Annotated in this window: 15 protein-coding genes; 2 read left to right on the top strand and 13 right to left on the bottom strand. The window is 75.2% G+C overall.

Annotated elements, in window-relative coordinates; all coding sequences use genetic code 11:
* Positions 1-38: 38 nt before the first annotated feature.
* Positions 39-896, bottom strand: a complete 858-nt coding sequence (locus ACLE50_RS20630; RefSeq protein WP_410945267.1) for a glycoside hydrolase family 16 protein — start codon at positions 894-896, stop codon at positions 39-41.
* Between the two features lie 429 nt (positions 897-1325).
* Positions 1326-2576 carry a serine--tRNA ligase gene (serS, locus tag ACLE50_RS20625; protein ID WP_410945245.1) on the bottom strand — a complete coding sequence of 417 codons (1251 nt, stop codon included), beginning with the start codon at positions 2574-2576 and terminating at the stop codon, positions 1326-1328.
* A 160-nt stretch (positions 2577-2736) separates the two neighbouring features.
* On the opposite strand from serS, the gene ACLE50_RS20620 reads away from it, so the two are divergent.
* On the top strand, positions 2737-3429 hold the full coding sequence (locus ACLE50_RS20620) for a phosphatase PAP2 family protein (protein ID WP_410945244.1): 693 nt from the start codon (positions 2737-2739) through the stop codon (positions 3427-3429).
* Between the two features lie 18 nt (positions 3430-3447).
* On the opposite strand, the gene ACLE50_RS20615 is transcribed toward ACLE50_RS20620, so the two are convergent.
* The gene (locus ACLE50_RS20615; RefSeq protein WP_410945243.1) at positions 3448-6957 is read right to left on the bottom strand and encodes an ATP-dependent helicase; all 3510 of its coding nucleotides are present in this window, start codon (positions 6955-6957) and stop codon (positions 3448-3450) included.
* 44 nt (positions 6958-7001) lie between these two features.
* On the opposite strand from ACLE50_RS20615, the gene ACLE50_RS20610 reads away from it, so the two are divergent.
* The gene (locus ACLE50_RS20610) at positions 7002-7283 is read left to right on the top strand and encodes an MGMT family protein (protein WP_410945242.1); all 282 of its coding nucleotides are present in this window, start codon (positions 7002-7004) and stop codon (positions 7281-7283) included.
* 317 nt (positions 7284-7600) lie between these two features.
* Here the strand turns inward: ACLE50_RS20610 and ACLE50_RS20605 are convergent, their stop codons facing one another.
* From ACLE50_RS20605 to ACLE50_RS20560, 10 genes are all read right to left on the bottom strand, one after another.
* A complete protein-coding gene (locus ACLE50_RS20605) occupies positions 7601-8524 on the bottom strand; it encodes a class I SAM-dependent methyltransferase (RefSeq protein WP_410945241.1) in 924 nt (307 codons plus the stop codon).
* A 19-nt stretch (positions 8525-8543) separates the two neighbouring features.
* Positions 8544-9257, bottom strand: coding sequence for a sirohydrochlorin chelatase (locus ACLE50_RS20600; RefSeq protein WP_410945240.1), 714 nt, complete (start codon positions 9255-9257; stop codon positions 8544-8546).
* On the bottom strand, positions 9254-10393 hold the full coding sequence (locus tag ACLE50_RS20595; RefSeq protein WP_410945266.1) for a uroporphyrinogen-III synthase: 1140 nt from the start codon (positions 10391-10393) through the stop codon (positions 9254-9256). The genes ACLE50_RS20600 and ACLE50_RS20595 overlap by 4 nt, the downstream gene beginning before the upstream one ends.
* Before the next feature lie 164 nt (positions 10394-10557).
* Entirely contained in the window at positions 10558-11055 is a 498-nt protein-coding gene (gene nirD, locus ACLE50_RS20590; protein WP_410945239.1) for a nitrite reductase small subunit NirD, read from the bottom strand.
* Positions 11052-13670, bottom strand: coding sequence for a nitrite reductase large subunit NirB (gene nirB, locus ACLE50_RS20585; protein WP_410945238.1), 2619 nt, complete (start codon positions 13668-13670; stop codon positions 11052-11054). Before nirB ends, nirD begins: the two co-directional genes overlap by 4 nt.
* Positions 13671-13681: 11 nt before the next feature.
* Positions 13682-15112 carry an FAD-dependent oxidoreductase gene (locus ACLE50_RS20580; protein ID WP_410945237.1) on the bottom strand — a complete coding sequence of 477 codons (1431 nt, stop codon included), beginning with the start codon at positions 15110-15112 and terminating at the stop codon, positions 13682-13684.
* Between the two features lie 124 nt (positions 15113-15236).
* On the bottom strand, positions 15237-15605 hold the full coding sequence (locus ACLE50_RS20575; protein WP_410945236.1) for a hypothetical protein: 369 nt from the start codon (positions 15603-15605) through the stop codon (positions 15237-15239).
* Between the two features lie 132 nt (positions 15606-15737).
* Positions 15738-17897, bottom strand: coding sequence for a molybdopterin oxidoreductase family protein (locus tag ACLE50_RS20570; protein ID WP_410945265.1), 2160 nt, complete (start codon positions 17895-17897; stop codon positions 15738-15740).
* The gene (locus ACLE50_RS20565) at positions 17894-19267 is read right to left on the bottom strand and encodes a nitrate/nitrite transporter (RefSeq protein ID WP_410945235.1); all 1374 of its coding nucleotides are present in this window, start codon (positions 19265-19267) and stop codon (positions 17894-17896) included. The genes ACLE50_RS20570 and ACLE50_RS20565 overlap by 4 nt, the downstream gene beginning before the upstream one ends.
* A gap of 156 nt (positions 19268-19423) precedes the next feature.
* Positions 19424-20251 carry a TIGR02569 family protein gene (locus ACLE50_RS20560; RefSeq protein WP_410945234.1) on the bottom strand — a complete coding sequence of 276 codons (828 nt, stop codon included), beginning with the start codon at positions 20249-20251 and terminating at the stop codon, positions 19424-19426.
* Between the last annotated feature and the right edge of the window lie 55 nt (positions 20252-20306).

Here is a 20306-nt window from a genome sequence, read left to right as displayed (position 1 = left end):
GGAATCCGCGCAGGCCGCCCTCCCGGGACGGGCAGGCGTCAGCGGGCGGCCTTGTAGATCCGGGCGTGGTCGACCTGCAGCCGCACCTTGTCCGGGGTGGAGGCGTCCGGCGCGGGAATCCAGTTCCGGGCGGGACCCTGGTCGAGCTGGATGCACAGGTGCATCGGCTTGGTCGGGATCACCTTCTTGTCCCGGACCTCCCACTTCTTGACGCCGTCGACGTACCAGGTGATCCGGTCCGGCAGCCACTCGAGCGCGAAGTCGTGGAAGCGGGTGAAGTCGCCCCGCGTCGCGCTCTGGACGAGGTCGTTGCGCTTGCCGTAGTGCACGAAGGCGTGGGCCGCGGTCCGGGCGGCGGTGGGGATCTCCATCATGTCCACCTCGCCGTCGTCGGGGAACTTCTCCGAGTCCGGCCAGAGCAGGATGGCGGGGCTGTAGCCCTTGCCGGCGTCGGTGCGGGCGCGGAACTCCCAGCGGCCGTAGAGCTGCCCGGGGGCCTTCATCGCGATGCCGCCGGAGACGCCGACCTTCTCCGCGCGGGGCTGCGCGGTGATCGTCAGCAGGCCGCCGCCGACGCCGACCGCGGACGGGCGCCGCAGGCCGTGGCCGAAGCCGCCTGCGGAGTTGTAGACGTTCCAGCGGGCCGGGTCGAGGCGGTTCCCGGCGAACTCGTCGCCGCCGGCCGGGACCCACTTCACCGCGGGTGCGGGCGCCTCGGGGCGGACCTGGTTCTGCAACGCCGACGTGGCCGACTCCGACGCCGCAGCGCGGCCGGTTCCGCCGGTGCCGGGCGGGACGAACAGCGTCCAGGACAGTGCGGCGACGGCGGTGAGCGCCAGGGAGGTCATCCCGATGCCGCGTGCGGCCCGCTGCCTCCGGTGGTGCTTGCCGTGCATCGTCTTCACGTCTCCCGTCACGGTTGGTCGACGTCCGGTCCGCGGCGGGGTTGCGCCGGGGTGATCCGCGTCCCTGCGCACCGGAGGCCGGTGGTCGGCACACGCACCGTATCCGCAGGTCCCGGGAGGAGTGAGTCCCGATCACCCGGTCGTGGTCGTCACTGCACGGATCCGGCCGTTCACCGATACGGACGGCGCAGGACTCTTCCCGTTCGTGCCGGCGTCCGGGCGCGCAGGTCGGCGGCGCCGCGGACGGGCCCGGGCGCCGGACGCGACCAGAACCGGGCCGCGGCCCGGAACTGTTTCAGTTGCTGAGGCACTTCCCGGATGTGGCACCCCGTGCCGTGCTGGGCCGTGCCGTGCTGTGCCGTGCCGTGCTGAGCCGTGCCGTGCTGAGCCGTGCCGTGCTGAGCCGTGCTGCGACCGCGCTCAGGCGCGCGGCGCCCCCACGGTCGCGGGCGCGCCGTGGCGCTGCAGCACCTCGGGCACGGTGACGGTGCCGTTCGCGTCCTGGAAGTTCTCCATCACCGCGAGCATCGCGCGCGCGGTGGCGCCGGTGCCGTTGAGGGTGTGGACGTTCTCGGTCGGGGCGCCGGCCTCGCGGCGGAACCGGATGTTCAGGCGTCGTGCCTGGTAGTCGGTGGTGTTGGAGCAGGAGGTGATCTCCCGGTAGCGCTCCTGCACCGGGAACCAGGCCTCGATGTCGTACTTCTTCGCGGCCGGGTTGCCGAGGTCGCCGACGGCGATGTTCTGCACCCGGTACGGCAGCCCGAGGGCCTGCACGATCGACTCCTCGTGCGCGAGCAGCCGCTCGTGCATGTCCTTCGAGTCCTCGGGCAGGCAGTAGACGAACATCTCGACCTTGTCGAACTGGTGCACCCGGAACATGCCCTTGGTGTCCTTGCCCGCGGCCCCGGCCTCGCGGCGGAAGTTCGTGGAGAACGCGACGTACTTCGCCGGGAGCTCGGCGACGTCGACGATCTCGTCGGTGTGGATCCCGGCGAGCGCGACCTCGGAGGTGCCCGTGAGGTACAGGCCGTCCTTCTCCAGCTGGTAGAGGTTCGACTCCTCGGTGGGGAGGAAACCGGTGCCGTACATGGTCTTCTCGTTGGACAGCACCGGGCCGAGCACCGGCATGAAGCCCTCGCCGACCAGGGTGTCCATCACGTAGCGGAACATCGCGATCTCGAGCATCGCCACGTCACCGAAGCGGTAGGCGAACCGGGATCCGGCCATCCGCGCGCCGCGGGCCATGTCGACCCAGCCGGTCGGCGAGCCCAGGTCCAGGTGGTCCTTCGGCTCGAAGTCGAACGACGGCGGCTCGCCCCAGGTCCGGACGGTGATCGCGTCCTCGTCGGCGACGCCGTCGGCGGCGGTGGGGTCGGGCAGGTTCGGGATGCGGGCGAGGAGCTCGGTGCGCTCGGCGTCGGCGGCGGCGAGCTCGTCCTCGGCGCCGCGCAGCTCCTCCTTCTCCTTCTTGAACTGCTCGACCTGCTCCGGGGTCGGCTTGCCCTTGGGCCGCTGCTTGGCCGCCGCGCGCAAGCCTCCGACGCGGTCGGTCAGCTCCCGCCAGCGGGTGTCGACCTCCAGCAGGGCGTCGAAGTCCGCGGACGCGCCGCGGCGGGAGAGCGCCGTGCGGTACGTGTCCGGGTCCTGCCGGGCCGCCTTGAGGTCGATCACTGCACGTCCAGCCTTTCGAGGTTCGCGGAACCGCCATCGTAGAACCGGGAATGATCGCGCCCGCGCGGTGGTGGACGCCACCGGCTCCCCGGTGGCCGACACCGGGATCGTGAACGCGTGACCGGCCGCCGGTCCGCGCGACGCGGTTAGCCTGGGACGCGTGCGACCCGCCCCACCCCCGCCCTCCCTGCTCGGGCCGCTTCGCCGGCCCGCCCCGGTGATCATCGCGGTGGCGGTGCTGGTGTTCGCCGTGCTGGCCTGGCGCTACGCCGGTGACGCCGGGGCCGGGCGGGTCGACGCCCGCGCCGACTCCGCGGTCGACGCGGTCACCGGCGGGCGGAAGGCGCTGCTGATGCGGGTGACGTCGTTCGGGTCACCGCCGTCGGTGGTGCTGTGGGCGGCGCTGCTCGCCGGAGCCGCCCTGCTGCTGCGCCGGCGGCGGCTGGCCCTGCTCGCGGTCGTCGGCCCGGGGCTGACAGGGCTCGCGACGACGGTGCTCAAGCCACTGATCGGCCGCACGATCGGCGGCGGCGCCGGTGAGGCCGGGTACGCGTTCCCCAGCGGCCACACCGGCGGGGCGTCGTCGATCGGGCTGGTCGTGGCGTTGCTGCTGGTCGGGCTGATCCCGGTGGCGCGCACCGGACCCGCGGTGGCGATGGTCGCCGCGATCGCGCTCCTCGCCGGGGGCGCGGTCGGCGCCGGGATGGTGAGCCTCGGCGCGCACTACGCGACCGACACCATCGGTGGGTTCTGCGCCGCCGTCGCGATCGGGCTGGGATCGGCGATGGTGATCGACCGGATCGCGGCGACGCGGACGGCGAAGCAGACGCCCCGGCCGCCGAGGGTCCGCTAGTCGGTCCACGGCGATCAGTCAGTCCACGACGGTCCGGCCGGTCTCGACGGCGGGGCAGGCGATCCGCACCGGGCAGCGGTCGCAGTCCGGCCCCGCGCGGGCGACGAACGCCGCACCCGCCGAGTCCTCGGCGCACTGCATGAGCACGTCGCGCCAGTGCCCCATGTCCTCCGGGCGCAGCGGGTCCTGCTGCGGCTCCTTCGCCTCGCCGTTCGCGCGCCGGTCGGCCAGGAACAGCAGGCGCGCACCGCCGGGCTCGGCACCGGCGCCGACGACGTCGTCGAACGCGCCCAGGGCGGCAGCCAGCTGGTAGACGGCGAGCTGGTGGTGCTCGGCCGTCGCGCGGGTGGTGGTGGCGGTCTTGCCGGTCTTGACGTCGACGACGACCGGGCGGCCCTCGGCGTCGCGTTCGAGCCGGTCGACGCGCCCGCGCAGCCGCACCCGGCGGCCGGGCTGCTCGCCCGGGGTCTCGTCGGTGGCGTCGCCGAGGGTCTCCGCGGCGGCGCCCGGGTCGTCGTCGGGCGGGGTGTCCGGGGGCGGCTCGCCCTCCAGGTCCAGCTGCATCGGCTGCTCGACCTCGACCAGCTGCAGCCCCTCGGCGCGGCTGCGGCGCACCCAGTCGTCGAACGCGGCGAGCATGTCGCGCACCCGTTCCAGCTCACGGCGCCCGAACCAGGGCGCGCCCGCGTCGAGCCGCTTCCACGCCGAGCGCAACGCCTCCTCCAGCTCGACAGGGTCGGCGCCGGCCGCGCGGGCCTGCACCAGTGCGTGCACCAGCGTCCCGGTGACCGCGGACAGTGCGCCGGTCTCGTCGCCGCCGTTGCGGGTCAGCACCCAGCGCAGCGGGCAGCCGGCGATCGTCTCGACGTCGGACGGGGAGATCGGCACCAGCTCGCCGTCGGCGCGCAGCGGGGTGAGGTCGGAGACCTCGGGCAGGCCGTACCAGTCGTCGGGGCCCGCGCCGGGGACTCCGTCGGCGGCGAGCCGGGCGAGCTGGGTCGCGGCGCGGCGCCGCCGGTCGGCGAGCACCGGGTCGCCGTGGTCGGGGGCGGTGACGGCGCGGCGCAGCTCCCCGACCAGCTCGGCCATGACCAGTGACCGCTCGGGGCGGTGCACGGGGCGGGCCTCGGCGGCGTCGGCGGGGCGCGGGTCGAGCTCGTCGAGGAACCGGGACGGCTGTTCGTCCTCCCCCTGCACCGCGCTGACCAGCAACGTCCGCTCGGCGCGGGTGCAGGCGACGTAGAACAGGCGGCGTTCCTCGGCGAGCAGCGGCGCGGTGCGCGAGACCGCGTCACCAGGCGCGGCGACGCCGGCGACCAGGTCGACGAGCTGCTCGTGCCCGAGCAGCGAGCCGCGCAGCCGCAGGTCCGGCCACAGCCCCTCCTGCACACCCGGGACGGCGACGACCTGCCACTCCCGGCCGCGCGCGGCGTGCGCGGACAGCAGCTCGACCGCGCCCTCCCGCGGGGCCTGCGGGGCGAGCGTGTCGCCGGGCAGCTGCTGGTCGGTGAGGTACTCGAGGAAGCCGCCGACGTCGGCGCCGGGCAGCCGGTCGGTGTAGCGGGCCGCGGCGTCGAACAGGGCGAGGACGGCGTCGAGGTCCCGGTCCGCGGCCGCACCGCCCGGGCCGCCGCGGGCGCTCGCCTCGCTCCACCGTTTCGCCAGCCCGGTGCGCCGCCAGATCCGCCAGAGCGTCTCCTCCACCGAGTCGCCCTCGCCGATCGAGCGGGCCGCGTCGGCGATCAGCCGGGCGACGTCGCGCAGCGGCGCGGACTCGGCGGGCGACAGCAGCGTCAGCGGGTCCGGGCGGCCGCCGACGGCGTCGCGCAGCACCTCGACCAGCAGCGGGTCGCTGCTCGCGGTGGCCGGGTCCTGCACCTCGTCGGGCGGGGGCTCGGTGTCGGGGAAGGTCCGGACGTCGTGCCCGGCGGCGGCGTGCATCCGCAGCAGGCCGCGGCGCAGGCGGCGCATCCGCATCGGGTCGCCGCCGCCCAGCGGGGAGGTGAGCAGCGCCGTCGCCAGGTCCGCGTCGATCGAGGACGGCCGCGACGCCGCCCGCAGCACCAGCAGCAGCGGGACGACGGCGGGCTGCCGCGGCAGCGGGACCTCGTCCGGCGGGGCGGTCAGCGGGACCCCGGCGGCGGCCAGCGCCCGGCGCAGCGCGGGCAGGGTGCGGCGCGCGGAGCGGGACAACACGGCCATCTCCGCCCACGGGACGCCGTCGACGAGGTGGGCGCGGCGGAGCCGGTCGGCGATCCAGGCGGCCTCCTGCGACGGCGACGCGAACACCCGCACCTGGACGGGATCGCCGGTGCCCGGGTTCGCGTCGGGCGGGACGGTGGTGCTCGCGGGGGACGCGACGTCGTCCGGTTCGGCGCGGTCCGGTTCGGCGCGGTCCGGTTCGGCACCGTGCGGGGTGGCCGCGCCGGGGCCGTGCCGGTCGCGCGTCACGCCCGCGCCGGGCAGCTGGTGCGCGAGCCGCAGCCCGGCGGCCCGCACGGCGTCGCTCTGCCGGTGGTCGACGGTCAGCACCTCGGTCGGGGCCTCGACCGACTGGAGGCCGCGCGGGTCGGCGCCGCGGAACGTCAGCACGGCCTGGTCCGGGTCCCCGGCGAGCACCGTGGAGTCGGCGTCCTCGGCGAGGGTCGCGACGAGCTCCATCTGCTGCGGGTCGAGGTCCTGGGCGTCGTCGACGAACAGATGCCGCACGCGGTGTCGTTCCTGGTCGCGCAGGTCGGGGTCGGCGGCGAGCACGTCGAGCGCGGCCGAGACGAGCTCCGCGGAATCCAGTGCGGGCGCGGTCGCCTGCGGGGCGCTGCTGCCCGCGGCCCCGCGCAGCAGGGTGACCTGTTCGTAGGTGCGGAAGAAGCGGGCGGCGGCGATCCACTCGGCGCGGTCGTAGGTGCGGCCCAGCTCGTCGAGCTCCTCGGGGCCCAGGCCGCGTTCGGCCGCTCGGAGCAGCAGCTCGCGCAGCTCGGCGGCGAAGCCGGGCAGCCCGAGCGCCGGGTCGAGCTGCTCGGGCCAGCCGGAGCCGGGCACGGAGGCGTCCTCGATCTCCCCGGCCAGCAGCTCCCGGACGACGACGTCCTGCTCGGCCGAGGCGAGCAGCCGCGGCGGCGGGTCGTCGTGGTGCGCGGCGTAGAGGCGCAGGACGCCGAACGCGTAGGAGTGCACCGTGCGGACCAGCAGTTCCCGGGTGGTGCGGACGCCGAAGTCCTCGGCGAGCCCGCGCCCGGCGTCGGTGAGCAGCGCGGTCAGCCGGGCACGCAGTTCCTCGGCGGCGCGCCGGCTCCCGACGAGCACCAGCACCGACCCCGGCGCGGCTCCGTCGCGGATCCGCCGGACGACGGCGTCGAGCAGCAGGCTGGTCTTTCCGGTCCCGGGGCCGCCGAGCACCCGCAGCGGGCCGCGCTCGTGGGCGAGCACCCGCGCCGCCGCACCGGTCCACACCCGCTCCGGCGCGGCCTGCTCCGCGGCGCGCACCAGCCGCGGGCCTGCGGCCTCGGCGGGGGTGCGGGACGTCGTCATGCACCGATTCGACCACGGCCCACCGACAGCGGGAGGATCGGCGGGTGGACGAGGAGACCCTGGAGCGGGTGCGCGACGTCGTGGCCGCGATCCCGCCCGGTGAGACCAGCACCTACGGCGACGTCGCCGCCCGCGCCGGGATTCGTTCGGCCCGCCTGGTCGGCCGCATTCTCGCCGAGGACGGCGCCGACCTGCCCTGGCACCGCGTGCTGCGGGCGAACGGAACCCCGGCCCCGCACATCGCTGCCGAGCAGGCCGCGCGGCTGCGCGCCGAGGGCGTCCTGCTGGTCGACGGGCGCCTCCCGAAAGATCATCGCCGCCGCTGAGCGAGGGGCCGGGGCGCGCGGTACCGGGGCACTCCGTCCTGCCTTTGCTCTGCTCACTCCCACGCATCACCCCAGCTCGGAGAGGTTTCAGGGCCTCGCCGGCGGGGTCGGACGGAACCGGCGCCGGACCGCGGATGTGTAGCTCCACGCGGAGCACTGCGCCGAGGTGAGCAGAGCCGGACCGCCCCTGTCCGACGGGTGCTGCGTATAGGTGAGCAGAGCAAAGCCTGGTTCCTGACCTGGGGTGATGCGTGGGGGTGAGCAGAGCAAAGGGGCCTCACAGCGCCCCTGCCCGAGCGCTCCCGCGATCAGCCGGGTTAGGCCGTTCGGGTGAGGCAGCCGGTGACCCAGGTTGCGTCCCGGTCGTCGTCGGAGCCGATCTCGGCGCGGAGCCCGTGCCGGGCGAGCTCCTCCGCCAGGACGGGGGCCTGGGCGGCGCCGGTCTCGATCAGGACGGTGCCGCCGGGCGCCAGCCACGCGGCTGCCCCGGCGGCGACGCGGCGAGCCGGGTCGAGGCCGTCGGTGCCGCCGTCGAGGGCGAGGCGGGGCTCGTGGTCGCGTGCCTCGGGCGGCATGCCGGCGATCGCGTCGGCGGGCACGTAGGGCGTGTTCGCCACGAGTACTCCGACCCGGCCTCGCAGCGATCCGGGCAGCGCGTCGAACAGGTCGCCGGTGTGCACGGTGCCGACGCCGGCGAGGTTGGTCGCGGCACACGCGGTCGCGACCGGGTCGACGTCCGCGGCGTGCAGCTCCACCGGCCCGGCCCCGGACCACGCGGACCACGCGGCGGCGGGCTGCGCGGCCTCGGCGGACGGTGCGGCCTCGGCGGGATGCGCCACCCCGGCGGGACGCGCGACCTCGGCGGGACGCGCAGGCCACGCGGCCCCCGCGGCCCGGCGGACGACGGCGAGCCCGATCGCGCCGCAGCCGCAGCACAGGTCGACCACGACCGTCCCGGGCACGGTGAGCGCCGCGGCGGCGTGCACGAGCGCCTCGGTACGCCGGCGCGGGACGAACACCCCGCCGGTCACCGCGACCCTCAGCCCGTCGAACTCGACGTGCCCGAGCAGGTGCTCCAGCGGTTCCCCGGCGGCCCGGCGTGCGACCAGCTCCGCCAGCCGGGCGCCATCGGCGGCCGCGGTCAGCAGGCGGGCCTCGTCCTCGGCGAACACGCACCCGGCCCGGCGCAGCCGCGCCACCACGGGCTCGACCGGCGGAACCGGCTCCGCGACGGGATCCATCCCGCCGATGATGCCCCGCTCAGGCCGCGTGCGGCAGGGCGGCCAGCCCCGTGCGGTACCGCTCGACCAGGGTGTCGACGACGTGGTCGTGCACCCCCAGCGGCTCGGCGACGACGTCGGCCCCCGAGGCGAGCAGCCGGTTCTGGAACACCCCGGGCGCGAGCAGCCAGGACGCGACGGCGACCCGCTCCTCCCCGGCGGCGTGCAGGCTCTCCACCAGCGACGTCACCCCGGGGGTGCCGGTCGCGGCGAACCCGACCCGCACGCGTCGCCCGACCAGCGGGGTCAGCATCTCCGCGGCGCGGTGCACCTCGACCATCGCGTCCGGGTCCGACGATCCGGCTGCGGCGAGGACGACGGCGTCACCGGGGCGCCATCCGGCGTCGACGAGGCGGGCGTGCGCGGCGCGGGCCAGCAGCGGGTCCGGGCCCATCGCGGGGGTCGCCCGGAACATCTCGACGTCGGCGCCGGACTCGTGCAGCTGTTCGGGCAGGTCGGTGCGCACGTGGTAGCCCGACGCCAGGAACGCCGGCACGACGACGGCACCGCCGTGCCCGCGGTCGCGCAGCGCGGCGACGGCGTCGACGACCTTCGGGCCGCGGACGTCGACGTAGCAGACCTCGACCTGCGGACCGCGCTCGGCGACGGCGTCGGCGAGCGAGCGGATGACCGCGTCGGCGGCGTCCGAGCGGGACCCGTGCGCCACGAGCAGCAGCGGCGGGGAGCCGGTCATCGCTCCTCCCCCGGCACGTCCAGGCAGTGCCCGCCGTGCCCGGGCTCCAGCGCCAGCCGGTACCCGCGCCGGACGACGGTCTGCACCAGGTCCGGCACGCCCAGCGCGGCGCGCAGCCGCCCGATCGCGTTCTCGACGGCGTGCTCGTCACCGGCACCGCCGGGCTGCGCGGCGAGCAGCTCGGCGCGCGACACGACCCGGCCGGGCCGCTTCGCGAGCGCCTGCAGCAGCGCCATCGGCGTCGGCGGCAGCGGGCACAGCTTCCCGTCGACGAGGACGGCGTGACCGCGCAGCTCCAGCTCGTGCCCGGCGACCGGCAGCCGTCGCGCCCGGCTCGGTGCGACGGCCTCGCAGGTGCGCACCATCGCCCCCAGCCGGGACCGCTTGGGCTGCACGGTCGGGATGTCGAGGTCCTCCAGCGGCGCGGCGGTCACCGGGCCGACGCACAGCGCCAGCACCGGCCCGCGCAGCGCGGCCAGCAGCTCCTCGCGCACGCCGCGCTCCTCGGCGCGCGAGAGCAGCCCGGCCGCCGCGGGCGCGGAGGTGAACGACATGATGTCGATCCCGCCGGCCAGCGTGGTGTCGATCAGCCGGTCCAGCGGGGCGATGTCCAGCGGCGGCGCCCAGCGGTACACCGGCACCGTCACGACCTCGGCGCCGGCCATCTCCAGCGCCTCGACGACGTCGGGCAGCGGCTCGCCGTGCAGCTGCACCGCGATCCGGCGGCCCTCGACGCCCTCGTCGAGCAGGTGCTCGAGCACCTCGGCGGTGGACTCCGACTCCGGCGACCACGCGTCGACCAGCCCGGACGCGCGGATCGCGCCGCGCGCCTTCGGGCCGCGGGCCAGCAGCTCCGAGCTGCCCAGGGCGCGCAGCAGCTCTTCGCCGAGACCCCAGCCGTCGGCGGCCTCGATCCAGCCGCGGTAGCCGATCCCGGTCGTGGCGACGGTGATGTCCGGCGGCCGCGCGACGAGCTCACGGGTACGGACCTCGAGGTCGGCGTCGTCGGCGAGCGCGACGATCCGCAGCGCGGGCCCGTGCTGGACGGTGGCGCCGCGGCGCTCCAGCATCGTGGCGAGTTCCTCGGCCCGGCGGGCGGCGGTGATCCCGACGGTGAACCCGGCGAGCGGGGGCACGGGGCGCTCGTCCGGCTCGGCCGAGACGTCGCGCGAGGTGTCCTCGGTGGCGGTGGGCCGGGTCACCGGTCCTCCGTTCCTACGGGTGCGCGGTGCGGGCCGGCGGTGCGTGGCCGGCTGCCCGGAAGGCCCGTTCGTGGTGGTGGCGGGTCGGGTCGGGCTCCTCACCGTATCCCGACCTGCACCTCTCCGCCCACGTCGCGGACGTGGAACGCGGGCAGGCTCACAGTGTCGTCGTCGAGGCAGCGCCCGTCGCGCAGCGCGAACTTCTGCTTGTAGATCGGCGACGCGACGGTCGGCTCGCCGCCCCGGTCCCCCACGAGTCCGCGGGACATGACGCCCGCGCCGCTGAACGGGTCGATGTTGCCGACGGCGAACAGCGCGCCCGCGTAGCCCTCGGGCGCCTCGGGCCCGGTGGGCAGCCGGAACACCGCGACCTGCACGTCCCCGACGAGTGCGGCGGCGCCCCGGTTGGGCTGGAGCCGGTCGAGCGCGCAGATCGGCAGCCAGTCGCGGACGTCCTCGCCGAGGGTCGCGGGGGCATGCGTGCCGGGGCCGGTCACGTCACCGGGCAGGGCCTCGGCGGCGAGCTCGGCCGGGGCCGCGGTGTCGGCGGGGTCCGCGGTGTCGGCGGACTGCGTGGTGGGCAGCGAGCGGGTCATCGGGCGGACACCTCCGGGAGTCCGATCAGCACGGGTTCGTCGGGCCGGCCGGGTGCCGGCACGTTCTGCCCGCGCTCCTCGACGAACCGGACGGTCGGGTCCGGGGCGTCGGGGGCGTTGACGAAGGACACGAAGCGGGACAGCTTCTCCGGGTCGTTCAGGACACCGGCCCACTCGTCGGCGTAGGACTCGACGTGGCGCTGCATGGCCGCGTCGAGCTCGGCGCAGATGCCGAGCGAGTCCTCGACGATCACGGCGTACAGGTGGTCGAGGCCGCCCTCCATCGCCTCGATCCACGGCGCGGTGCGCTGCAGCCGGTCGGCGGTGCGGACGTAGAACATCAGGAACCGGTCGATGGTCCGGATCAGCGTCTCGGAGTCGACGTCGGAGAGCAGCAGCTCGGCGTGGCGCGGGGTGAACCCGCCGTTGCCGCCGACGTAGAGGTTCCAGCCGTTCTCGGTGGCGATCACGCCGAAGTCCTTGGAGCGGGCCTCGGCGCACTCGCGGGCGCAACCGGAGACCCCGGACTTGAGCTTGTGCGGGCTGCGCAGACCGCGGTAGCGCAGCTCCAGCTCGACGGCCATGCCCACCGAGTCCTGCACGCCGTAGCGGCACCAGGTGGTGCCGACGCACGACTTCACCGTGCGCAGCGACTTGCCGTAGGCGTGCCCGGACTCGAACCCGGCGTCGACCAGGCGCTTCCAGATCGCCGGCAGGTCCTCGACGCGGGCGCCGAACATGTCGATCCGCTGCCCGCCGGTGATCTTGGTGTAGAGCCCGAAGTCCCGGGCGACCTCGCCGATGACGATCAGGCCCTCCGGCGTGACCTCGCCGCCGGCGATCCGCGGGACCACGGAGTAGGTGCCGTTGCGCTGGGTGTTGGCCAGGAAGTGGTCGTTGGTGTCCTGCAGGGTCGCGCGCTCGCCATCGAGGACGTGCTCGTTGTAGAGCGTGGCCAGGATCGACGCGACGGCCGGCTTGCACAGGTCGCAGCCGGTGCCGGTGCCGTACCGGGCGATGAGCTCGGAGAACGAGCGGATCCCGGCGCCGGCCACGATCTCGAACAGCTCCGCGCGGGAGTGGTCGAAGTGCTCGCAGATGGCCTTGGAGACCTCGACGCCCTGCTGGGTGAGGATCTTGGCCAGGGTCGGGACGCAGGACCCGCAGGTGGTGCCGGCGCGGGTGCAGGCCTTCAGCGACGGGACGTCGTGCGCGCCGTCGGCGATGGCCGAGCAGAGCGCGCCCTTGGTGACGCCGTTGCAGGAGCAGATCTGCGCGGAGTCCGGCAGCGCACCGGCGTCCGGCTCGGCGCCGCCCTTGGAGATCAGCGTGACCGGGTCCTCGGGTAGCCGCGCACCGACCAGCGGGCGCAGCGAGCCGTAGCGCGACGCGTCGCCGACGAGCACACCGCCGAGCAGCGTGCCGGCGTCGGTGTCGATGCCCGCTCCGCCTGCGCTCCCCGGGGGGTCGATGCCCGCTCCGCCTGCGCTCCCCGGGGGAGACACGACGAGCTTCGAGTACGTCCCCTCCACCGGGTCGTTGACCACGATCTCCAGCGCGCCCTCGGTGGCCGCGTGCGCGTCACCGAAGCTGGCGACGTCGACGCCGAGCAGCTTGAGCTGGGTGGACATGTCCAGCTCCTCGGGCGTCATCGTCGCCTGCCCGCCGAGGAGCTGGTCGGCGACGACCTCGGCCATCGCGTAGCCGGGCGCGACCAGGCCGTAGGTGCGGCCCTCCAGCGCCGCGACCTCGCCGACCGCCCAGACGTGGGCGTCGCCGGTGGAGCGGCAGCGGTCGTCGACCAGGACGCCGCCGCGCTCGCCGACCGGCAGGCCGCAGTCGCGCGCCAGGCCGTCGGCGGCGCGGATGCCCGCGGAGAACACGACCACGTCGGCGTCGAGCTCGACGCCGTCGGACAGGCTCGCGAGCAGCCGGCCGCGGTCCTCGGCGACGCCCTGCAGCGACACCCCGGTGCGCACCGCGATGCCCTGGTCGGTGACCAGGCGGTGCAGCAGCGCGCCGCCGCCCTCGTCGACCTGCACCGGCATCAGCCGCGGCGCGATCTCCACGACCTGCGGGGACAGCCCGAGCAGGCGCATCGCCCGCGCGGCCTCCAGGCCGAGCAGCCCGCCGCCGACGACGACCGCGGACGGCCGCCCCTTGCGGTGCGGGTCCGCCGCGGCCGCGGCGGCCGCGGCCTTGATCTCGTCGAGGTCGTCGAGGGTGCGGTAGACGAAGCAGCCGGGCAGGTCGCGGCCGGGGACCGGCGGGACGAACGGGTAGGAGCCGGTGGCCAGGACCAGCTCGTCGTAGTCGACGACGGTGCCCGACGCGGTGACGACGCGGCGGGCGTCGCGGTCGATGGTCTGCACCGCGTCCCCGAGGTGGTAGGTGACCAGCGGGTCGCCGCGCAGCTCGTCGTCGTCGAGGCGGAGCTCCTCCTCGGTCTTGCCGTCCACGTAGGACGACAGTGCGACCCGGTCGTAGGCGCGGCGGGTCTCCTCGCCGAGGACGGTGATCTCCCAGTCCCCCGAGGTGTCGCGGTCCCGGAGCGCGGACACCAGCCGGTGCCCGACCATCCCGTTGCCCACGACCACCAGGTGGCGGCTCGCCATGTTCTCTCCCCTCACGCCGCGTCCTGCTGCGGCGGATCGACCTCGTCGAGCCAGTCACGGATGCCGCAGACGACGTCCCTGCAGCTCCCGCAGCCGGTGGCGGCGCGGGTGCGGCGGGACAGCGCGTCGACGTCGCGGGCGCCCTCGCGCCACGCGGTGACCAGTGCGTTCTTCGTGACGGTGTTGCAGCGGCAGACGACCGCGGAGCCGGGCAGCCGGCCCGGGTCGGCGGTCTCGGCGGCCCCACCCGGTGCGGCGCGGCCGAGCAGCAGTGCCAGCCGGTCCTCGGGGGCGGGTGCGCCGGAGTCGTAGAGCCCGGTGATCGTCGCGGCGGCGTCGGGCAGGCCCATCAGCACGGCGCCGACGACGCGGTCGTCGCGCAGCGCGAGGACCCCGTAGCGGCCGCGGCGCGGGTCGGAGATCCGCAGCTCCTCGTCGCCCGCCGCGGGGTCGCCGACGGCGGCCAGGTCGATCCCCGTGGCCTTGAGCCGGGTGACCGGGCGGGTGCCGCGGTAGCGCGCGGCCGGGTCGGTGCCGGTGAGCAGGTCGGCGAGCACGGCGGCCTGCTCCCAGCCGGACTGGACGAGCCCGCCTGCGGCGTCGACGTGCTGGGCACAGTCGCCGATGGCGTGCACCCGGCCGTCGTCGGTGGCCAGGCGGTCGTCGATCAGGATGCCGCGGTCGCAGGCGAGCCCGGCGTCGGCGGCCAGGCCGGTCTCGGCCCGCACCCCCGTGGCGACGACGACGGCGTCGGCGGCGACCCGGCTGCCGTCGTCGCAGTCCAGGCCTGCGTCGGGGTCCCAGGCCTTCGCCGAGACCCCGCAGCGGACGTCGACGCCCATCTCGCGCAGCGCCCCGGCGAGGACGTCACCGGCGCCGGCGTCGAGCTGGCGTTCCATGAGGTGGGTGCAGGGGTGGACCAGCGTGACGGCGACGCCGCGCCCGGCGAGCCCGCGCGCGGCCTCGACCCCGAGCAGCCCGCCGCCGACGACGGCGATCCGCGCGCCCGGAGCGGCCACGGACAGGATGCGCTCGCAGTCGTCGAGGTCGCGGAACAGCGACACCCCGCGCGCGGGGGCGCCGTCCTCGGCGAGCCCGTCGATCGGCGGGAGGACCGCGCGGCTGCCGGTGGCCAGGACCAGCTCGTCGTAGGGGTGCTCGGCGCCGTCGTCGGTACGTACGACGCGGGCGGCCCGGTCGATCGCGGTCGCCGCGACCCCGGTGTGCACGTCGACGCCCTCGGCCAGGGGCAGCGCGACCATCTCCGGGCGCAGCCCACCGGCCAGCACCGTCGACAGCAGCACCCGGTTGTAGGCCGGTCGCGACTCGGCGCCGAGGACCGTCAGCGCCAGCCGCGCACCGTCCGGATCACGCCGGCGGACCTCGTCGGCGAAGCGGGCACCGACCATCCCGTGCCCGATCACCACCACGCGCCTGCTCATGGTGCCGACGGTAGGAACGGGGCGTTACGCGCCAGGTGTGTGCGATTGCCGCGGCGTTACGAGGTCCTCATTCTCGCTGCCGCGCGACCGTGAGGACCGGCCCGCTGACGTGCGGATCCGTGACTCACAACGGGTGTGGCAACACCGCCGCGACGCGCTGCGACCAACGTTCGTGCGCGGACTGGCGGGTGATCCCGGCGGCCCGCCCGACGGTCTCCCAGCTGACCCCGATGCGCCGGAGCCCGACCAGCTGGGGCAGCGGGTCGAGGCCGGCGGCCAGGGCGATGCGGAACGCGGCGAGCTGCCACGCGGTCTCCCGGCGGGCCGGGGCGTCGGTGCCCTGTTCGGCGTCCCACTCGGGGGTGCCGGGCAGCGGTGGGACGCCGGCGATCGCGTCGGCGCGGCGGTCGAGCTCCGCGACGGCGGCCGCGGTGACGGCGCGGGCGGCCCCGGTGACGTCGGCGGTGAGGACGTCGTGCTCTGCAGCAGTCATGGCGTCAGGTTAACCCTGACGCAGTGCTCCGTCCCACCGGATTTCCGGACGCGCACCGGTTGCGGCGACGCGCACCTGATCCGGTGCGCGTTCCCGCAAACACGTGCGCGTTCGCCGGCGGGACCGGGCCGGTCAGGCCTGCGCGGCGTACTCGGGCACCGCGGCGGACCCCGCCCCGGGAGACCGAGCGGGCGGCGCAGCGGGCGACGCAGCGGCGACCGGCTCCAGCCGCACCGCGGCGACCTTGAACTCCGGCATCCGGCTCGTCGGGTCCAGTGCCGGGTTGGTGACGTTGTTCGCCGCGCCCGAGCCGCCGAAGTGGAACGGCAGGAACACCGTGTCGGTCCGCATCGACGGCACGCAGCGCACCCGCGCCGTCGTCTCCCCCCGCCGGGACGCGACGACGGCCATGTCGCCGTCGGCCAGCCCGCACCGCGTCGCGGTGTCCGGGTGGACCTCGACGAACACCTCCGGCGATACCGACTCCAGTGCCTCGACCCGGCGGGTCTGCGCGCCGGACTGGTAGTGCACCAGCACCCGGCCGGTGGTGACGGTCAGCGGGAACTCCCCGTCGACGCCCTCGTCGGGCTCGGCGTGGTCCACCGGCACCATCCGGGCGCGGCCGTCCGGGCGGGGGAAGCCGTCGGCGAACAGCCGCGGTGTCCCCGGGTGATCGGTGCCCGGCACCGGCCAGTGCAGGGCCTCGCCGGCGTCGAGCCGCTCGTAGGTCACCCCGGAGTAGTCGGCGATCCCGCCGGCCGAGGCGCGGCGCAGCTCCTCGAACACCGGCGCGGGGTCGGCCGGGAAGTCCCCCGGGGCCTCCAGTTCGGCGGCCAGCCCGGAGATCACCTGCAGGTCGGTGCGCACGCCCGGCGGCGGGGCCACCGCGCGGCGGCGGCGCAGCACCCGTCCCTCCAGGTTGGTCATCGTGCCCTCCTCCTCGGCCCACTGGGCCACGGGCAGCAGCACGTCGGCACGTGCCGCCGTCTCCCCCGGCAGCACGTCGGCGACGACGAGCAGGTCGAGCGCGTCGAGTCGTTCGGCGACGGCGCGGGCGTCGGGTGCGGAGACCAGCACGTTGGAGCCGAACACCAGCAGCGCCTTCGGACCGCCGGGGCGTCCCAGCGAGTCGAGCAGCTCCACCGCGCTGCGCCCCGGCCCGGGGATCGACTCCTCCGGCACGCCCCACACGCCGGCGACGTGTGCGCGGGCGGCCGGGTCGGTGATGTGCCGGTAGCCGGGCAGCTGGTCGGACTTCTGGCCGTGCTCGCGTCCGCCCTGGCCGTTGCCCTGGCCGGTGATCGTGCCGAACCCGGAGCCGGGGCGGCCGGGCAGTCCGAGCGCCAGCGACAGGTTGATCCACGCGGTGACGGTGTCGACGCCGTGCGCGTGCTGCTCGGCGCCGCGCGCGGTGAGCACGTAGCGCCGCGTGGTCCCGGCGAGCCACCGGACGACGGTCCGCATGTCCGCGGCGGCGACCCCGCAGACCCGTTCCGCACGCTCGGGCCACCACTGCGACGCGAGCGCCCAGACGTCGTCGAAACCGGTGGTGCGCTCGTCGACGTAGGCCAGGTCCAGGTGCCCCTCGGCGACGGCGACGTGCAGCATCCCCAGCGCCAGGACCAGGTCGGTGCCCGGCCGCGGCGCCAGGTGCAGGCCGCCGGAGGCGACGGCACGCTCGGCCGTCGGCGTGCGACGGGGGTCGATCACGACCAGCCTCGCCGAGGTCAGGTGCGACATCAGCGGCGGCATGGTCTCGGCGACGTTCGCCCCGGCGAGCACGACCAGCTCGGCGTCGTCGAGGTCGGTGACCGGGAACGGCATGCCGCGGTCGACGCCGAACGCGCGGTTGCCCGCGGCGGCCGCGGAGGACATGCAGAACCGGCCGTTGTAGTCGATCTGGCTGGTGCCCAGCGCGACCCTCGCGAACTTGCCGAGCAGGTAGGCCTTCTCGTTGGTGAGCCCGCCCGCGCCGAAGATCGCGACGGAGTCGGGGCCGTGCTCGGCCCGCAGTGCCGCCAGCTTCTCCGCGACGCCGGACAGGGCGTCGGCCCAGGTGGCGGGCAGGAACTCGGCGTCGCGGGAGGCCCGGACCAGCGGCGTCGTCAGGCGTTCCGGATGGGTGAGCAGAGCCGCGGACGTCCAGCCCTTCTGGCACATCCCGCCGCCGTTGGTCGGGAACTGCCGCGCGTCGACCTCACCCTCGGCACTCACCCACTGCCCGCACTGCAGGGCGCAGTACGGGCAGTGGGTGGCGGTCCGGTTCTCCGGATCCGGGGTGTCCACGGTCAGACCCGGGCCATCGCGGCGGCCTCGGTGCGGCCCCCGACGAGTACCGGCAGCGGGCGCAGGTACACCGCCCAGGTCACCCCGATGCAGACGACGTAGAAGATCAGGAACGACCAGAACGCCGGGGTGCCGGAGTGCACCGTCTGGAACGACTGGCGGAACGCCAGGTTGATCAGCAGGCCGCCGACCGCACCGACCGAGCCGGCGATGCCGATGACCGCGCCGGAGATCCGGCGGGCCGTGCCGAGCTCGGTGTCGCGGTCCGCGCCGTCGGCGATCGCGGTGCGGGCGCGCCCGGTGAAGATCGCCGGGATCATCTTGTACGTCGAGCCGTTCCCGATGCCCGACAGCGTGAACAGCAGGATGAAGCCGAGCGTGAACAGCGCGAGCGACTCGATGCCCGACGCGAAGATGATCAGCAGGGTGGCCGCGACCATCGCGGCGAAGTTGACCAGGGTCACCTTGGCGCCGCCGAAGCGGTCGGCGAGCCTGCCGCCGTAGGGCCGGATCAGCGAGCCGATCAGCGGGCCGATGAAGGTGACCATCGCGGCCTGCAGCGGGGTGCGGTCGAACTGGTTCTGCAGCACCAGGCCGAAGGCGAAGGAGTAGCCGATGAACGAGCCGAACGTGCCGACGTAGAGGAACGCCATGATCCAGGTCTGGCGGTCCTTGCAGGCCTCGACGAACGCGCCGGTGTCGTTGGACATCACCGCGATGTTGTCCATCCGCCTCCAGGCCAGGAACGCCGAGAGCACGATCAGCGGGACGTAGATCGCGAGCAGGACCCGCGGGTGGCCGGCGCCGAGGACGGCGATGACCAGCAGGCCGAGCAGCTGCACGACCGGGACGCCGAGGTTGCCGCCGCCGGCGTTGAGGCCCAGCGCCCAGCCCTTCTGCTTCTCCGGGAACAGCGCGTTCACGTTCGCCATCGACGACGAGAAGTTCCCACCGCCGACGCCGGCGACCGCGGCCACGACCAGCAGCGTCGTGTACGAGACACCCGGCTCCATCACGACCAGCGCGAGGATCGTCGGGACGATCAGCAACGCCGCGGAGAAGATCGTCCAGTTGCGGCCGCCGAAGCGGGCGACGGCGAACGTGTAGGGCAGCCGCAGGATGGCGCCCACCAGCGTCGGGACGCCGACCAGGAAGAACTTCTGCGCCGGGGTGATCCCGTACTCGGGGCCCATGAACAGCACGAGCACCGACCAGATCGTCCAGATCGAGAAGCCGATGTGCTCGGAGAAGATCGACTGCCAGAGGTTGCGGTCGGCGATCGTCTTCCCGGTGCGCTCCCAGAACCCCGGGTCCTCGGGATCCCAGTGCTCGATCCAGCGGCCACCGAGACGGCGGGTGGGTTGCGTCGTGCTCACGGCGTCACTCCCAGAAGGCGTCGGTCCGACCGGACGAGTCCGATCAGTGGCCGGTGACGCTAAGGAGCCGTGATTGCGAGGACGTGGCCTCGCGTGACGCCGACGATACGGGTCGCTCACATGCCGTCTGGGCGGTATGTGAGAACGCGGGGAGGGTCAGAGACGGCGGCTGAGCAGGCCCGCGACGCGCTCGAGACCGGACAGCGAGTCCACGGTGGCGTCCGGGTGCTGGGCGTGCAGCGCAAGCCGGTACAGCACCGCGCGCAGCATCGCCTGCGGCCACTCGGGCAGCTCCGACCAGCGCTCGACCAGGTCGTCCTCCGCACCGCCCCACGCCACGGCGTCGACGACGACGACCGCCGCGGCCCACTCCGCGGGCCGCCAGAACGGCACGAGGTCGAGCAGCGCGGGCCGGCCGTTCGGGTCGAAGAGCATGGCGCCGAACAGCTCACCGTGCACGACCTGCGGGGTCAGCCGGATGGTGCGGCGGTAACCGGCGAGGTCGTTGAACAGGTTGCCGCCGGTCTCGGGGTCGAGGTCCAGGCGGCGCTCGCCGAACGCGGCGGCGGCGCTGCGCGAGAGCAGGTCGTCGCGGTCGTCGAGCAGGCGCGGGCGCAGCACCGTCGCGGTGGCGGCATGCAGGCGCAGCGAGGCGGCGACGACCTCGTCGTGCCGAGGCTCGGGGGTGCCGGGGACGTAGCGCGAGGCGGCCCATCCGCCGACGACCCAGCGGCCGTCGCTGGAGCGGACGGGGCGGGCGAGGCGGACGCCGTCGACCTCGAGGTTCTCCATGACCGTCGCCGACCAGGCCGCGACGACGTGGTCGGACACCGGGCGCAGCAGTACGTCGCCGCACTGCCAGGCACGCTGGCCCGCCCACACCACGGGGCGGGGAACGGTCTCGTGGACACCGAAGGCGACGCGCACGTGCTCGGGCAGCGCATTCGCGGCCGGCGCGGTGGCGATCGGGCGGGCAGCGGTCACAGCGGGGACGGTACCTGCGTGACCGGGATCCATGGTCTGCGCCACGCCCGGGACG

Origin of the sequence: Pseudonocardia phyllosphaerae (assembly GCF_046546475.1) — a bacterium.
GTDB lineage: Bacteria > Actinomycetota > Actinomycetes > Mycobacteriales > Pseudonocardiaceae > Pseudonocardia > Pseudonocardia phyllosphaerae.
This window is presented reverse-complemented; position numbering and strand designations above follow the sequence as displayed.

Excerpts from the sequence above, each read along its gene's own strand:
- ACLE50_RS20630 (WP_410945267.1), bottom strand. The coding sequence starts at position 896 with ATGCACGGCAAGCACCACCGGAGGCAGCGGGCCGCACGCGGCATCGGG.
- ACLE50_RS20615 (WP_410945243.1), bottom strand. The coding sequence starts at position 6,957 with ATGACGACGTCCCGCACCCCCGCCGAGGCCGCAGGCCCGCGGCTGGTG.
- ACLE50_RS20605 (WP_410945241.1), bottom strand. The coding sequence starts at position 8,524 with ATGGATCCCGTCGCGGAGCCGGTTCCGCCGGTCGAGCCCGTGGTGGCG.
- ACLE50_RS20600 (WP_410945240.1), bottom strand. The coding sequence starts at position 9,257 with ATGACCGGCTCCCCGCCGCTGCTGCTCGTGGCGCACGGGTCCCGCTCG.
- nirD (WP_410945239.1), bottom strand. The coding sequence starts at position 11,055 with ATGACCCGCTCGCTGCCCACCACGCAGTCCGCCGACACCGCGGACCCC.
- nirB (WP_410945238.1), bottom strand. The coding sequence starts at position 13,670 with ATGGCGAGCCGCCACCTGGTGGTCGTGGGCAACGGGATGGTCGGGCAC.
- ACLE50_RS20580 (WP_410945237.1), bottom strand. The coding sequence starts at position 15,112 with ATGAGCAGGCGCGTGGTGGTGATCGGGCACGGGATGGTCGGTGCCCGC.
- ACLE50_RS20575 (WP_410945236.1), bottom strand. The coding sequence starts at position 15,605 with ATGACTGCTGCAGAGCACGACGTCCTCACCGCCGACGTCACCGGGGCC.